Raw genomic sequence first — 15,831 nt, forward strand, 5'->3', positions numbered from 1 at the left:
TGTTTGATTTTTAATTTGAACCTGCACCTGAACCTATGACTCCAATAAGTTGTAAAAGATAGATCACTGCAAATACTGCGAAAAATATTCCTGCGATCGCAGTACCAGCAAAAATTGTCTTTGATGGTCGTAGTTCTTTTGGCAACATCCGGTGGCTGAGGAAGAGGGTAAGCCCAGTGACAATGGGAATATGGGCAGCTTCAATTGCACCTGCAGTTTGCAGCAAGCCGACAGGTTGACCGAAGAACAGATAAACGGCGATTGGTAAAATTGCCAGTAGCACAACAATATAAACACTCTGCAAGAACTTCTCGTTCGTCCAGCGTCCTCGCACACCAAAGCCTTGCACAATAATCTGCGTACCATCAGCAAACATCCGTCCAAAACCATCTTCGACTGACAGTACGGTACTACAAAAGGTAATAAAAACTATCGCCACCATAAACCAAAAGCCAAACGGTCCCCAAAGGTCGCCCAGCAAGGTTCCTAGAGTTTCTGCTACCTGATTTTCTTGTGGTACAAGTCCCCGCGGACGCAGCAACTCGCCACCGAGAATTAAGAAAGACAATGCTGCCAATAGCGCACCAACCACAGCTAAGGTATTGGATATAGTCATCAAATTTATCCAATTACGCAGTTTCTTTTTTTCCTGTTGGTTGAGTTGCTTGGGATCTATTCTCTCTTTCCCCTTAGTTAGAAACTGCTTGTAAATAAGCATGAAGCAAGAATACTGTGAGACAACGAGGAATGATATCCAAAAGGAATCCCTAATTGTGAAGCTCTGACCATGACTGAACCGCTCTATGACAGCGACTTAACCGATGACTATGAACGATTACCAGAAAATTACGAAGGCATGATTTATGTGGTGATGATTCGATTAATGCTGCGAAGACTCACCCACAACAGACGAACTTGGAACCTTGAAAATGCTTAACTATCCTTTACAAACAGTTTCTTAGCATTCACTACTCGATGCCAAGGAATATTAGATGAGACGGTATCTACACGGTAAAGTGCATATCCTGCTAAACGTGCTTTACCATACAACTGAGCCAAATCAGCAACTTGACCATAAGTAGCTACCCGACCTTGGGGTATTTGACAGACAATTTTATAGATTTCATCGTAGGTAGACATTTGCTCTTATGCTTCTACTTTTGCTGAGATAAATCCATCAAATTTGCCAACTTATAAACAATTCGCGCCCCAACGTTACCATCCCATTCAGCATCACCAACTTCGCACACATCAAAACCAATTATTTTTCTACCACTTTTTACTAATTCACGGAACAAACAAAAAGTTTCTTCTAATTCCATTCCACCAGGAACAGGAGTACCTGTACTTGGACAAAGTTTTGGATCAAGACCATCGACATCAAAGCTAATATAAACGTATTTCGGTAAATGATTGATAATTTGTCGGCATAACTCAATCCAAGTCTTGCCAGAGTAAAGCATTTGTTTCATTACTGGGTCGTAATAAGCAATAATTCGACCATTGGATTGGTTAATTATTTCTACTTCATCATGACAAATATCACGCAAACCTACCTGCACTAACTTGGAAATTTGCGGTAGTTTCATAGCATTAAACATGATGGAAGCGTGAGAAAATTTAAATCCTTCATAGGCATCCCGTAAATCTGCGTGTGCATCAAGATGCAAGATACCAAACTCAGAATATTTAGTTGCTAATGCTTGCAGATAACCTAAAGGTGAACTGTGATCTCCACCAATCACAGCAACTTTTTTCCCATGATTAATTGCTTGCTGGCAGTTTTCAAATAACCATTGATTGACTTGTTGACAAGCCTGATTAATTTCTGCCAAAACAGGAGTTAAATCTGGTGTGTCTGTTAACTGTTGACCTTGCTCTAAGCGTTCAATAATTTGTGCAGCTAAAGCACGATAATATTTGTTTTTATCTAAAATATCCTGGGGAATTTCTACCATAAAAATTCCCTGTTTCCATCCATCGGGATGATCAAAATCGAATAAATCTAATTGCGGTGAAGCATCCAAAATTCTTTGTGGGCCATTGGCAGTACCCGCACCATAGGAAACAGTTACTTCCCACGGTACACCAAAGACAATTAAATTTGCAGACTCATAATCAAAGGGCAAACCGAAGAGATTGCCATTAATTTGTCCTATGCCGCTAGGATTATAGTTGTGGAGATTATTCATTGATTATTCGCAAGATGTGTGTGAGTAGACAACTGCATTATGGTAGCGCAGCTTTTTCCCAGGTAATAGCAACTTGCCTCACTACCTCTAAAAACCTTTGCACAGTTGCGGATGTATTGTCACGTCGCCAAATCATCGCTAGCGCCACCTTAGGCGTCGGTTCCTGCATAGGTTTATAAACTACCCCTGTTCTCTGTAAATTTTGTAGAGACTCCGGTACGATCGCCACACCCATTTCTGCTGCGACTAAACTCACAATAGTTTGCATCTGAATTGCTTCTTGGGCAACGGTAGGACTAAAGTTGGCTTGCTGACAGAAACTGATGATCGAGTCGTATACTCCAGGGGCTAAAGGACGAGGAAACAAAATGAAGGGTTCTGCTTGGAGTGAAAACAACGATACACTGGATTGATGAGCCAATGCATGGGTTTCAGGTAACGCCACCACTAATGATTCATAAAAAATGATCTCCCAGCAAAATGTGTCGTCTTCCACTGGTGGACGCAGAAATCCAACATCAATTCGGTTATCCCGTAACCATTGTAATTGCTGGTCTGTAGTTAGTTCGTGTAATTCCAAATTTACGTCTGGTATGCAATTACGAAATCTCCGCAGGATTGTTGGCAATATATTATACGCCGCAGAACTAACAAAGCCTACTACAACCTGTCCTCCTAAACCGCGACTAGTTTGTCTTCCTAGTTGCACTGCTTGTTCTAGGTGCTTCAGAATTTTTTGAACTTCACCTAAAAATACTTGACCAGCTGCTGTTAACTCCACATTCCTTTTCGTGCGGTGAAACAATTGAAAGCCCAACTCTACTTCTAGTTGACGAATTTGTTGACTCAGAGGAGGTTGGGCAATGTGTAAGCGTTCCGCCGCCCGTCCGAAATGTAATTCCTCAGCTAATGTCACGAAGTATCGTAGGTGTCGCAGTTCCATTGGGGGGAGGTGGGGGGACTGGGAGGAATTAGAGTTTGGTTAAGGCTGCATCAACTTGTTTTAAGAGTGCTTCTAAGGTGGAGGAATTATCTAAGACTACATCAGCACGGGCTGCTTTGTCTGCTATGGGCATTTGGCTGTGAATCCTAGCTTGTGCTTGCTCGAAAGTGAGATGATTTCGCTGCATTAATCTTGCTAATTGCTGCCGCTGTGAACACCACACTACCCAAATTTCTGTGACTAAATCAGTCATTCCTGCTTCAAATAATAAAGGTACAACTAATACTAGTGTTTCTACGGTAGATGCTTTAATTTCAGCCTGAAAGCGATCGCGTACGTAAGGATGAATCAAATTCTCTATCCAAGTACGGTCTTGGGGATTTTTAAAGATGATTTCGCCTAATTTTTGGCGATCGAGGTTCCCATTTGGTAGTAAAATTTGTTTACCGTAACGAGTAGCGATCGCGTCAAGAATAGGTGAACCGACACAAACTGCTTCTCGGGCATAGATATCTGCGTCCAAAATTGGCAAGTTATAAGCATCTGCCAAGTAATTGGCAACAGTTGTCTTGCCTGTGGCGATACCACCTGTTAAGCCGATGATTTTTTTGGTCATTGGTCAATGGACAATGGACAATTGACTCTGAACAATTGACTACGAATCTGTCGCCCATTTTATTAGTGCTGCGGTTAAACCCTCCAACGTGTATTCTTGGGCTTCCACATCTACGCGTCCTAACAGAGAACGACAAGTGTGAGAAGTTTGTGGGCCAATAGAAGCAATACAAACTCCTTCTAAAGAATTTGCCACTACGGATAATTGATTTTCTGATGAGTTACCAGAGAAGATTTTTTCTGCCAGTTGACAGAAAAATTGGACTGTTTTGGAACTGGCAAAGGTGATCACATCAACTGTTCCACTCTGTAAAGCGAGTGCTGCTGAAGGAGGAACACTATCCGGACAGCAAGATTGATATGCTGGTACTTCTATAACTTCTGCACCTTTGGCGGTTAGTTCCCTCACCAAAATTTCCCGTCCGCCGCTTTCGACTCTGGGAAATAAAATCTTCTTACCTGTGAGTTCCTCAGGAAAGTGTTCGACTAGGGAGTCAGCAACAAAGTCTGGGGGAATGAAATCTGGTTGTAAACAATGGTGTCTGAGGGTTTGGGCAGTTTTTTCACCGACTGCGGCAATTTTGACTTGCGCCAAGGCGCGAATGTCTTTACCCTGTGCCATCAGTCGTTCACAGAAGTAGCTTACACCGTTGGTTGAGGTCAGAATTAACCAGTCAAACTCAGATAATAGCGCGATCGCACCATCCAAAGCTTCCCAACTAGAAGGCGGGCCAATTTCTAAGGCAGGCATTTCCACAACATGGGCGCCTGCTGCTACTAAGAGTTCAGCAAATTGACTCGACTGTCCAACCGAACGTGTCACCAGAATAGTTTTACCGTTGAGGGGTAAGTGGGAAGCGGTAGGAACAGCAATAGAGTGAGAGGAGGAGAGGTTGCTTGCCATAGCTTTTGGGAATCGTCTAAAACTATATTCTCAGGTTGTTAGTTTCTGCGTAACCCCACTACTTCCCCAATTACAATTACCACTGGCGAGAGTAAAACTCCCGATGTTTGCTCCACAATGGTTTCAAGTGTTCCTGTCCAAATTTGTTGTTCTTTAGTTCCTGCCCAGAGAATAATAGCAATCGGCGTCGATGGCGATCGCCCCTGTTGTTGCAACCGCTTAATAACCTCACCCAAGTTCTGTCCCCCCATCAAAATTACCAATGTCTCTAACCGAGACAGCGCCTCCCAATCTAAAGCATCGGGATCATGGGCAGTAAACACAGCAAAGCAACGGCTCAAAACCGGATCTGTTAGGGGAATACCTGCCAACAGAGGTGCTGCTAAAGCAGAAGATATTCCCGGTACGACTTCAAATTCACAACCATTCGCTGTCAAAGCTGCCATTTCCGAATTACAGCGACCAAAAATAAACGGATCACCGCTTTTGAGTCGGACAACTTGTTTACCCTGCTGACAGTATTTGACTAGTAAATGATTAATTTCTGCTTGCGGTGTGCTGGGTTTGCCGCCGCGCTTACCTACATCTAGCTTTAAGCAATCGGCTGGTACTAACTGCAATAACTCCCCATCAACAAGGGCATCGTAAATTAAAACTTGAGCGATCGCTAACAGGTTGTAAGCCTTTAGCGTTAGGTATGCCACATTTCCCAATCCTGCACCTACCAGGTAAACTTTACCCTTTTGATTTGTCATTGTTATACGGCATTCCCAACCTGCTGTGTACGGTTTATGATACTTTTATTTTCATGTCAAGATGTTGCAAAAAATATTTACATTAAGTTATACTTGTTTACAGCAAAGTAATCGAGAGGGAAACATCATGGTGAAAGGCTTTACAATCAACGAACGCGGTCAACTCAACAACTACGCCCTTGAACCAAAGGTATATGTTGAGGAAACTCCCCGCACAGGTTTTACCGAATACGCCGAAAAGCTGAATGGGCGGTTAGCAATGATTGGTTTCGTCTCATTGATCGCCCTAGAGGTTTTCACAGGACACGGAATTATTGGATGGTTGACAAACCTGTAATCATTTTTTGGAATTCGCAAATATAATTGGAGGAACTATGAAAACTGACTTTAACTACCCCAACAAAGACTTACTTGGCCCTGTTGTATTTAGACCGGATTTCAACAACTTTGAGAAAGTAAATCTCAATCAAGCTTGGTCATTATTTTTCACCGCAGGTCAAGAGGATAAACTTTTAGGTCAAGAAATTGAACTAGGTAGATTTTTCACTAACTTGTTGATTGCGATCGGATTTACCGGTAGTCTTTGGGCGATCTACTTCAATCACATCATGTAAATGAAATAATGTGTCAAATTTCAGGGAAATTTAGAAGTTTTGGTCTTCAAAACCGAGACTTCTTTTTGCATTTTCTGCTAGTATTAGTAATTGGCGTATTACCTAAATAATTGCGATAGCCAAAGAAAGCTTCTTCGGAGTATCGCACTTAAGAATATAAAGTTGGTGTTCTTAATTATTGTTCTCTGCGACTTTGCGACAATGTTAAAAAAATCGAACACAGATACACACCGATACACACCGATAAAAGCAGAGAATTTTGCCAACTTTATAAAAGTTATTAAATTGCTTCCAATTAGTTTTGATTTCAAGAGTCAAGCATCACGTGACGCTGAAGAAATCTGTTGTAGTAACTGCTGAATTTTTTCAGCTTGATCAACTCGACGCTGCTTTTGTAATAAATCTTGGGCTTTTTGCAAAACCGTAACTGCTTCTTGTGATTTTTGTTGTTGCATCAAAGCTTGAGCTAGGCGTAAATAGGCATCAACTTTTTTGGGCGCGCGCTTAATTACATCTTGAAATTCAACAATTGCTGCATCAACTTTACCTTGTTGGATAAGGGCATCACCTAACAGTAAATGCACAACATCATTTGTGGAGTTAATCGCGATTACCTGACGGAAAGCTGCTTCTGCTCCCGGAAAATCTTTTTGTTGGTAGAGGTTAATTCCTGTTTGGAAATATTTGTCGGTGATGATAGTTCTTCTAGCCAAATAAATCAGAATCGATAAACTAATTAACACTATAAATGCAGCTATGAAGTTACTGGTTTGAGATAATTCCATTTTGATTGCTCCACCAATCCTAGTTTGGGTATATATTCCTCGCAAACTAGTTTATCCTGTGGCGTTCATGATTGGAATTTTGATGATAAACTCTGTTCCTTTACCTAGTTGAGAATTAACTAACAATTCACCATTGTGTTTTTCTACAACTATTTGATGAGCAATCGATAAGCCAAGTCCTGTGCCTTTGCCAACAGGTTTTGTGGTAAACAAAGGTTCAAATAGCCTTTGTTGGATAGATTCGGGAATACCCATGCCATTGTCAGCAATGCTAATGACAACCCATTGCTCAGTATCTACCTCTGTTGTAATTTGAATCTGAGGAATAGAATCGCTAATTTTTTCTTGGGCGATCGCTTCATCAAGGGCGTCAATTGCGTTTGCCAAAATGTTCATAAATACTTGATTCATCTGCCCGATATAGCAGTTTATCTCTGGCAATTCGCCATAATTTCTGATAACTTCAATGGACGGGCGATCGCTATTACCCTTGAGGCGGTGTTGCAAAATCATCAACGTACTATCAAGTCCTTCGTGTAAATCCGCAGGCATTTTGAGATCAGAATCCGAACGGCTGAAATTGCGTAGTGATGTAGAAATTTTCTCAATGCGTTCAGATCCTATCTTGAGTGATTCTAAGATTTTGAACATATCTTCGAGAACAAAATCCAAATCCAATTTTTCAATAGCAGTGGTGATTCTGCTTGTCGGGTTTGGATATTCTTGTTGATATAGTTGGAGAATTTCGCTAACTCCGGCGATGTATTCTTCTAAAGGCGGGAGATTGTTAGCGATAAAACTGATGGGATTATTGATTTCGTGGGCAACACCAGCAATTAACTCTCCCAAAGTTGATAGTTTTTCTTGTTGTACCAATTGTACTTGAGCTTTTTTTAAGGTAGCAGTGCGATCGCTGACTTGTTGTTCTAAAGATTCAGTTAGTTGTTTTAATCGCAAATGCACACGTACCCTAGCAATCACTTCTTCTTGAGCAAAGGGTTTAGGGATGTAGTCTACCGCCCCAAGGGCAAATCCCTTAGTTTTGCTTTCGATATCATTTAAGGCAGTGGTGAAAATAATGGGAATGTCTTGGCTAACAGGATTGGCTTTGAGGCGACGACAGGTTTCAAATCCGTCAATTCCCGGCATTTGTACATCTAGTAAAATTAGCTCTGGTTGATTTCGTTCAACTTGAGCGATCGCACTTTCTCCATCAACGGCAACACGAAAACGAAACCCCTCACTATTGAGGGCTTCGCATAAAACAGATAAATTAGTCGGATTATCATCCACAATTAAAATAAATCCGGTATTTGAGGTGTTTGTCATGATGGATTTAAAAGTGAAATGTACCTCGAATTAATTAATATATTGTTTAATAAAAGTTTCTAAACGTTTGAGTTGGAAATTGCTAGCCAGTTGCATAAGTTGCTGAGCAAAACTTGTCAATTTCTCATCAGATGCACAAAGTTGCTGAGCTATCTCTAAAATTCTTTGAATATCGCCGTCTTGTGATAATTCCAGTAACTGTTGTAAAACATCTTTCCCAGGAAGAATCATCTCAGCTGGATCATCCAGACTAGCAGCATTGTTTTTTTTTATTTTGTCTATCTTGTTGTCATAAATCCATTCCAAATGTAAAAATTGTCGCAGCAGTTCCAACAATACTCCAACTTCTACAGGCTTTGGTAGAAAGGCATCTGCACCTGCTTCGATACTTTTATACTGATCAGTAGCAAACACACTGGCGGAAGAAGCAATCACAGCAATCTCTTTGTAGGAGGAAGACTGACGCAAACGTTTGATCAATTCAAATCCATCCATCACTGGCATAATTAAATCAGTGATGATTAAGTCTGGTTTGTGAGTAATTACTTTTTCCCATCCTTCTTTTCCGTCACTAGCTTCTACAACAGTAAACCCAACTGGTTCTAGTAAATTTACAATTACTGATCGGTTTTCCCGTTTGTCATCCACAATTAAAATCGTACGCCTTTGCCCTTCATAACCAACAATTGTTCCCTGTTCTAGCAGTCGAGAAACCTTTGCCCAGTCTTGGACTTCTGGCAATTCCACCTCAAACCAAAAAGTGCTACCTTTGCCAAATTCACTTTTTACCTGAATTTGACTGCCCATCAAACTGACAATTTTTTGGCTGATTGCTAATCCCAAGCCAGTACCTTCAGTTTGCCGTTTCTGATTTCCTACTTGTTCAAAGGGTAGAAAAATTTTCTCGGTTTGCTCAGAGGCGATACCCACACCGGTGTCTGTGACTTGAAAGCGAATTTTGTAATTGGTAATTGGTAATTCCTTTGATTTTTCTACTTTTTCTATCACCTGTACTGTAAAAGTGACACTACCTTGCTCAGTAAATTTAATCGCATTACCAAGCAAATTGAGCAATACCTGACGTAAGCGTTTTTCGTCAGCACGAATTCCTGTAGGCAAATTAGGATCAAGTTGAACATCAAACCCAATGACTTTTTGTTCTGAACGAATCCGGCAAATTTCAACCACACTTTCTAGAAACGCAGGAAAGTAAAAATCAATAGGATTCAATTCTAATTTGCGGGCTTCTATTTTGGAGAGATCCAGAACATCATTAATGAGGGTTAACAAATGAGAACCACATTGGTAGATTATCTCTACTCCTTTGCGTCCTTTCTCGGTTAATGGTTCCGTGCGTTGGAGGATTTGCGCATAGCCCAGAATACCATTTAGGGGTGTACGTAACTCATGACTCATATTGGCAAGAAATTCGCTCTTGGCTTGGCTGGAATTTTTCGCAGCTTCTTCTGCTTGGCGTAGTTCTTGCTCAATCCGCTTACGCTGCACAATTTCACTGCTGAGTACTCGGTTAATGGCTTCTAACTGGGCGGGGCTAGGTAATGTCAGGGCTTGAGGCATAAGATAAACTAATGCAAATGCCGTATATATGGAAATAATGGCAGTTACAGCTTTCAGAACACCTGCAATCCAGTAATTAGGATGCCAAAGCGTCCAGATATCCATTAAATGTCCAGTACCACAAGCAATAATAAAAGCACCAAATAGGAAAAAAACTCCGTGGAAAGGAACGTCTTTGCGCTTGTGAATAAAGTAGATAAGTAAAAAGGGAATAGAATAATAGGCGAGGGCGATGGTTCCATCAGAAATAATGTGCAGCCAAACTAGTCCAGTTTTCCAGAGATAGCAATGTCCATGAGGGATAAAACCATTAGATTGGAAAGGATGATCGAAAAATTTCAACATAATATTAAAGGTTGCTGGATTTCAAAAACATGCCTACAACCCTAGTCTTTCCAGATCATCAAATAGGGAACGCGATCGCATTCTTTCTTTGTATGAGGTTGCCTAGAAAAGGATCATATATTTTCTGCGATCAAACAAAACTAACCTAAGCCAAAACACAAGCAAGAGGGAAAATTAGATACTCAATAAAAAATAGCTTCCAAATAAATTGGTAGAAACGGGTAATAGCACTTTTTTCCTGCAAATCTACTCCCCGGCTACGCCACCACATTACACCTAGCGCTACTAAATGAGTAATTACCAAAAACGGAGAATTAACTTCAGCCAAGCGTAGTAAGGCAACTAAAATCATGCCCATATAACATATACTCAATACCCAAAGAGCAAGATTAAATACTGCTTGCTTACCAAGTTGAATTGTCAAAGTAGTAATATTGTACTGTAGGTCGCCTTCCATATCTGGGATATCTTTAAAAATAGCGATCGCAAAGGTAAATACCAAAATAAAAATTGTTAATACCCACACTACTGCCGGAATAACTGGAATCAAATTATTTTGTCTCAACACCCAACTAAAATGTAAAAACAAACCTAAATTAACAATCGCTCCCCGCACAGAAAAAATGCACAATGCCGCCCAAAAAGGAAATCTTTTTAAACGAATTGGTGGCAAGGAATAAGCTGTACCAATTGCTAAACTGATTGCTACCATCCCCAATAAAAATGGCCCACCTAACCAAGCAATTAACAGCGCCAAAACACCAGTAATTGCCACAATTACTTTGCCTGTTTGTCGAGAAAACTCTCCCGAAGCAATGGGTAAATGTGGTTTATTGATTTTATCAATTGCCACATCTTCTAGTTGATTCAATCCCACAATGTAAACATTGCCGCATAAACAAGCAAGCCACGCTAATAAAATTGGCGATAGCGAAAAACTACCATTACTAATAGCAAAAGCAATTAAATATAACCCCAAAACACTTAAACTTGTGCCAATAATTGTGTGTGGGCGAGAGAATTTCCAAAAAGCATAAAGCCAATTACTCGGAGAATTCGATTGTGAAACTTGATTCATAAGATTTGTTAGTGGTTGATGGTTGGTTGTTGGTTGTTAGTGGTCATTGGTCATTGGTCATTGGTCACTCCTCACACTCCCAGACGCGATGAATCGCGTCTCTACATTACTCCCCATCACCCCATTGCCCCATCACCCCACCTCCCTTTTCCCCACACAACAACCCAAATCGAATTAACCCGCGATCATAACCGCGCTGCATTAAACCCAAAGATAAAGCGCCAACAATGGTACTCCAACCTGATCGCAGTAAGCCAAAGATCGCTCTAGGAGTAAATGCCGAATCAATCACCACATTCCAAAAAGGTGCTACCGCTTCTGACCAATCAGCAGTGCGGATATTTTGTAAACCTAAGTGTGAAGCGATCGCTTCATACTCTGGTAAAGAAATCACATAGGGCAAGCAATATACCTGATAAATTTTTGCTAAATGCTGCTGTTCATCTGTTGTCAGTGGTGACTCATCTGTTGGTCGATGACACCAAGTCACGATAATCAACTTTCCACCTGGTTTCAACACCCGATAGCACTCTTGCATAAACTTGGTTTTATCAGGCATGTGTTCGCCACTTTCTAGCGACCATACCAAGTCAAAAGAATTGTCAGCAAAGGGCATTTCTAGAGCGTTGGCCACTAGAAAATTAGTTTGGGTACTCAAATTAAACTCACTAGCCCTTTCCTTGGCTCTAGCAGCTTGCACAGGACTCAAAGTAATCCCAGTTGCCTTAGCATGGAACTTTGCTGCTAAATATAGGGAACTACCACCAATTCCACAACCCACATCCAAAATGTTCTCAGTTTCCTGGACATCTGCCCAATTGAGGATCTCTTCAATTAAATCAATTTGTGCCTGGCGACGGTTTTTTTTCTCTGTACCATCTGCACCATAGTAACCGTGGTGCATATGTTCGCCCCAGATTTCTTCCCATAAACCGGAAGAAGCATCGTAAAATTCCTGAATTTGTTTGTAAAGAGTTGCGCTCATGGATAAAGCAGAGTTTAACAGTGATCAGTTATCAGTGATCAGTTTTATTACTGGGTATAAGTTCCCCAGTAATTAGACTAAAATACCTTGGTAGCGCAGATTCTGACCTCCACCACGTCCCTGATCACTGGTCACCGAATTTAAATACACATACTCGTAGGCTACCATGTGTGTTTTTAATTAAATAAGGGTGTTCTTGTTTTTAGGCAGTTATCATCCTGCAAGCAACCCTATTCTTGTTTGTTTTTTACCTAAATATGACTGTTTCTCGGACAATTTGTTTGGGATTTCTGGCAGTAATCGCAGTAGGAACTATCCTGCTAATGATGCCTTTTTCTACCAGTAGTGGTGAATGGAATGACCCGGTAGTAGCTCTATTTACCTCAACTTCGGCAGTTTGTGTCACTGGATTAGGAGTAGTTGATACTGGTACTTATTTTTCCTTTTGGGGTCAGCTATTTATCGTACTATTGGTTCAGATTGGTGGGTTGGGTTACATGACAACTACCACCTTTCTGATTCTGCTGATTGGACGTAAATTTGACCTCCGCCAAAAAATTGCCATTCAACAAGCTTTAGATCGTCCCGGAATGAGCGGTAGCACCCAAATTATTCGCTCAATTATTGCTATGACATTGATTTTTGAAATCACGGGGATATTTTTACTCTTGCCAGCTTTTGTGCCTGATTATGGATGGCAACAAGGACTGTGGTTAGCAATTTTTCATAGTGTTAATTCTTGGAATAATGCGGGTTTTAGCTTGTTTAAAGATAACTTGATTGGTTATCAATCTTCTGTTTTACTTGTGTTGACAGTTACAGGCTTAATTATCTTTGGTGGTATTGGTTATCAAGTCATTTTAGAGACTTACCTGTGGATACGCGATCGCATCCGCAATCAACAAGTAAAACTAGTATTTTCCCTGGATTTCAAAGTTGCAGTTAGTACAACAATTGTGCTTTTAATCATGGGAACAATTGCTTTTTTATTTGTGGAGTTGAGAAATCCACAAACATTTGCAAATCTCAATTTTTTTGACAAACTTTTAGTCGCTTGGTTTCAATCTGTTACTCCAAGAACTGCTGGATTCAATACAATTGACATAAGCAAAATGACAACAGCAGGTTTATTTATTACAATTGCATTCATGTTTATTGGTGCAAGTCCAGGAGGCACAGGAGGCGGGATTAAAACCACTACTTTAAGAGTTCTCACTAGTTGCACACAAGCAATTCTACAAGGCAAAGAAGAAGTTATACTCTATGAAAGAAAGATAGTATTATCTTTAGTTTTAAAAGCTGTTGGCGTGTTAATTGGTTCTGTTGGTACAGTTATTATCTCAACAATCTTAATAAGCCTAACAGATCCAAAGCTTGATTTTATTCAAATCTTATTTGAAGTAGTATCTGCCTTCGCCACTGTGGGACTCTCGACTGGGATTACAGGTACTGTTTCCACAGCAGCTAAGCTGATACTAATTGCCACAATGTATGTGGGTAGAGTCGGTGTTTTACTACTAATGTCAGCGATACTAGGAGATCCGCGTCCTAGTAGAGTTCACTATCCAGAAGAGAGTTTACTTGTAGGTTGATAGTTGGTTGTTGTTTGTTGTTTAGAAGCCAATTACCAATTACCAATTACCATTTATAAAGGAAACAACTGTGAATCTGTCATCATTAGGTTTTTTTCGTAGTCTGCGTAAAGATAATCATCAATTTGCTGTAATTGGTTTAGGTAGATTCGGACGTGCTGTCTGTTCAACTCTGCATAAATTAGGATATCAAGTGTTAGGAACAGATATTGATGAAAAGCGAGTATTTGATGCTTTAACTGACCAAATAGTAGGTCATGCTTTACAGCTAGATTCAACAGAACCAGCCGCTTTAAAAGAAGCAGGCGTTTTTGAATTTGATACGGTGATCGTCGCAATTGGAAATTACATTCAAGAAAGTATCATCACTACCCTCAATATGAAAGAAGGGGGTGTACCTCATGTAGTAGCAAAAGCTTCTAGTGAAGTTCACAGGAAACTACTTTTACGAGTGGGGGCTGATCATGTGGTATTTCCTGAGTACGAAGCCGGATGTTCACTGGCGCGATCGCTGACTAAACCATCGATATTAGAACGATTTGACCTCGACCCAGATCACAGTATTGTAGAGTTAATTGTTCCTGATGAATTTCATGGCAAAACTATCTCTGAATTACAGTTGCGTAACCGTTATGGACTGAATTTGTTAGCGGTAAGTCATGATGGCAAATTTCAAATTAATCCTTATCCAAACCAGCGTCTGGAACGTGGTTCAGCAATAGTAGTTATTGGTTGCAACAAAGATATTGATCGTTTACCGATATAGGTGTTTGTTGGTGGTTGGTAGTTAGTTGTTGTTAGAAATTACCAACCAACAAACAACTATCAACTAACAACAAAATTACTGCTTAAAGGCGGGTGATGGTTTTAAGGAAAAAGGTACTTCTTCGGGGTTAATTTCCCCTGGAGTGGGAGTTTCACTTGGGTTAGCTTCTGTATCCACAGAAGTGTCTAAATTTGGTAAGTCATCAGTCCAAGCTTGACTAACTTGCGGTTGCTTTGGTTCTTGCATCTGTGCAACTTGCTGCATTAATTGTTCAACCTTGTTAGCTTGCTCTATATTACCCTGTTTCCGGTATTGGTTACGCGCACGCTTAAAAGCGCTGCTGGCTTTTTTAAACTCACCTTGATTATATAAAGCTACTCCCAAGTTGTAGTAAGCCTCAGCATTATTAGGAATGCGTTTAATAGCTGTTTGATAAGTAGCAACAGCTTCAGATGTTTGACCTTGGATAGTCAAAAGACTACCCATATTATTGTAAGCGACAGCATTATCAGGATTGAGCTTGAGGGTTTGGCGATAAGCTGCGATCGCTTCTTCTAATTTTCCTTGTTCTTGCAGTGCGATCGCTAAGTTAAAGTAAGCATTAGCATTGTTACTATTTAAATTAATTGCTTGTTGGTAGGCTGCGATCGCTTCATTCGCCTGTCCTTTTTCATACAGAGCTAAGCCCAAATTATACTGAGCATTTGCCATCGTCGGATTAATAATTAAAGCTTGACGGTAAGCAGTAATAGCAGCGTCAGCTTGTCCTCGTTTATGCAATGCCAAGCCCAAATTATAATAGGCTTCGCCCAAGTTGGGATTTAGTTTAATCGCCTCTGCATATTCTTGTACGGCTGCATCGAAACGACTTTGCTGTAACATAATGTTACCTAAGTAATTATGTGCAGCAGCAATATTAGAGTCTATCTGCAAAGCTTGACGAAACGCAGATTCTGCACCAGACAAATCTTGATGATGATAGCGCATCACCCCCTGCTGAAAATAACTAGCTGCTTCCAAATTCTGAGAAACAACATTCTGTGCTAGCAGCTTGCTTCCTGATAACTCAGTCATTGTTGGTGCTACTAACACCAAAAAAGCAGAAGATAGTCCGATAAACCACAGGCGAAGTTGATATTTTTGAGACATGATCGGCAGACCTGTACTGATTGCTAAATGCTCATAAAGTCAGAATACCCAGCATATAGATAAAAATTAAGTTGTTACAAATTTAATTGGATGCCAGTCAAAAGGTAATGGGGATCAACTTCACAGCAAACCCATGATCCATCCGTGTGCATCAGTGTGCATCGGTGGTCGATTTTTCATTCCTCGTTATCGGCTATTAAC

Annotated in this window: 16 protein-coding genes and 1 pseudogene; 5 read left to right on the forward strand and 12 right to left on the reverse strand. The window is 40.5% G+C overall.

The window, feature by feature from the left end:
• Positions 1-10: 10 nt before the first annotated feature.
• Complete coding sequence (locus NIES592_RS04465; RefSeq protein WP_256678062.1) at positions 11-616, reverse strand: hypothetical protein; 606 nt, start codon at positions 614-616, stop codon at positions 11-13.
• Between the two features lie 171 nt (positions 617-787).
• On the opposite strand from NIES592_RS04465, the gene NIES592_RS24905 reads away from it, so the two are divergent.
• Positions 788-937, forward strand: a complete 150-nt coding sequence (locus tag NIES592_RS24905; RefSeq protein WP_178379473.1) for a hypothetical protein — start codon at positions 788-790, stop codon at positions 935-937.
• Here NIES592_RS24905 and NIES592_RS04470 read toward each other — a convergent pair.
• The 5 genes and pseudogenes from NIES592_RS04470 to cobA all read right to left on the reverse strand — a co-directional run bounded on the left by NIES592_RS04470 (position 934) and on the right by cobA (position 5,409).
• Entirely contained in the window at positions 934-1,140 is a 207-nt protein-coding gene (locus NIES592_RS04470) for an MGMT family protein (protein WP_084552219.1), read from the reverse strand. The two genes, NIES592_RS24905 and NIES592_RS04470, sit on opposite strands and share 4 nt — an antisense overlap.
• A 14-nt stretch (positions 1,141-1,154) precedes the next feature.
• Complete coding sequence (gene speB, locus NIES592_RS04475) at positions 1,155-2,192, reverse strand: agmatinase SpeB (protein WP_073555040.1); 1,038 nt, start codon at positions 2,190-2,192, stop codon at positions 1,155-1,157.
• 37 nt (positions 2,193-2,229) lie between these two features.
• The gene (locus tag NIES592_RS04480; protein ID WP_073555041.1) at positions 2,230-3,135 is read right to left on the reverse strand and encodes a LysR family transcriptional regulator; all 906 of its coding nucleotides are present in this window, start codon (positions 3,133-3,135) and stop codon (positions 2,230-2,232) included.
• Positions 3,136-3,163: 28 nt separating this feature from the next.
• Positions 3,164-3,751: a dephospho-CoA kinase gene (coaE, locus tag NIES592_RS04485; protein WP_073555042.1), complete on the reverse strand. Its 588-nt coding sequence runs from the start codon at positions 3,749-3,751 to the stop codon at positions 3,164-3,166.
• Positions 3,752-3,790: 39 nt separating this feature from the next.
• Positions 3,791-5,409: pseudogene (cobA, locus tag NIES592_RS26185) on the reverse strand (uroporphyrinogen-III C-methyltransferase).
• 124 nt (positions 5,410-5,533) lie between these two features.
• On the opposite strand from cobA, the gene NIES592_RS04500 reads away from it, so the two are divergent.
• Together NIES592_RS04500 and NIES592_RS04505 are read left to right on the forward strand one after the other, a co-directional pair.
• Positions 5,534-5,746, forward strand: a complete 213-nt coding sequence (locus NIES592_RS04500) for a high light inducible protein (protein ID WP_085948455.1) — start codon at positions 5,534-5,536, stop codon at positions 5,744-5,746.
• A 37-nt stretch (positions 5,747-5,783) separates the two neighbouring features.
• Complete coding sequence (locus NIES592_RS04505; protein ID WP_062242814.1) at positions 5,784-6,023, forward strand: hypothetical protein; 240 nt, start codon at positions 5,784-5,786, stop codon at positions 6,021-6,023.
• Positions 6,024-6,337: 314 nt separating this feature from the next.
• Here the strand turns inward: NIES592_RS04505 and NIES592_RS04510 are convergent, their stop codons facing one another.
• The 5 genes from NIES592_RS04510 to NIES592_RS04530 form a co-directional block, all read right to left on the reverse strand.
• Complete coding sequence (locus NIES592_RS04510) at positions 6,338-6,808, reverse strand: tetratricopeptide repeat protein (protein WP_073555045.1); 471 nt, start codon at positions 6,806-6,808, stop codon at positions 6,338-6,340.
• A 51-nt stretch (positions 6,809-6,859) separates the two neighbouring features.
• A complete protein-coding gene (locus NIES592_RS04515; RefSeq protein ID WP_073555046.1) occupies positions 6,860-8,137 on the reverse strand; it encodes a sensor histidine kinase in 1,278 nt (425 codons plus the stop codon).
• Between the two features lie 30 nt (positions 8,138-8,167).
• Complete coding sequence (locus tag NIES592_RS04520; RefSeq protein WP_073555047.1) at positions 8,168-10,060, reverse strand: ATP-binding protein; 1,893 nt, start codon at positions 10,058-10,060, stop codon at positions 8,168-8,170.
• A 145-nt stretch (positions 10,061-10,205) separates the two neighbouring features.
• Positions 10,206-11,138: a homogentisate phytyltransferase gene (locus NIES592_RS04525; protein ID WP_073555048.1), complete on the reverse strand. Its 933-nt coding sequence runs from the start codon at positions 11,136-11,138 to the stop codon at positions 10,206-10,208.
• A 106-nt stretch (positions 11,139-11,244) separates the two neighbouring features.
• On the reverse strand, positions 11,245-12,123 hold the full coding sequence (locus NIES592_RS04530) for a methyltransferase domain-containing protein (protein WP_073555049.1): 879 nt from the start codon (positions 12,121-12,123) through the stop codon (positions 11,245-11,247).
• A 257-nt stretch (positions 12,124-12,380) separates the two neighbouring features.
• Here NIES592_RS04530 and NIES592_RS04535 point away from each other — a divergent pair, with 257 nt between their 5' ends.
• Both NIES592_RS04535 and NIES592_RS04540 read left to right on the forward strand, forming a co-directional pair.
• Positions 12,381-13,715 carry a TrkH family potassium uptake protein gene (locus NIES592_RS04535; protein ID WP_073555050.1) on the forward strand — a complete coding sequence of 445 codons (1,335 nt, stop codon included), beginning with the start codon at positions 12,381-12,383 and terminating at the stop codon, positions 13,713-13,715.
• A gap of 70 nt (positions 13,716-13,785) precedes the next feature.
• A complete protein-coding gene (locus NIES592_RS04540; RefSeq protein ID WP_009455907.1) occupies positions 13,786-14,481 on the forward strand; it encodes a potassium channel family protein in 696 nt (231 codons plus the stop codon).
• Positions 14,482-14,556: 75 nt separating this feature from the next.
• Here the strand turns inward: NIES592_RS04540 and NIES592_RS04545 are convergent, their stop codons facing one another.
• Positions 14,557-15,630 (reverse strand): tetratricopeptide repeat protein, encoded by a 1,074-nt coding sequence (locus NIES592_RS04545; RefSeq protein WP_073555051.1) that lies wholly within the window; start codon positions 15,628-15,630, stop codon positions 14,557-14,559.
• Positions 15,631-15,831: the final 201 nt, after the last annotated feature.

The sequence above is a fragment of the Fischerella major NIES-592 genome (genome assembly GCF_001904645.1).
GTDB lineage: Bacteria > Cyanobacteriota > Cyanobacteriia > Cyanobacteriales > Nostocaceae > Fischerella > Fischerella thermalis.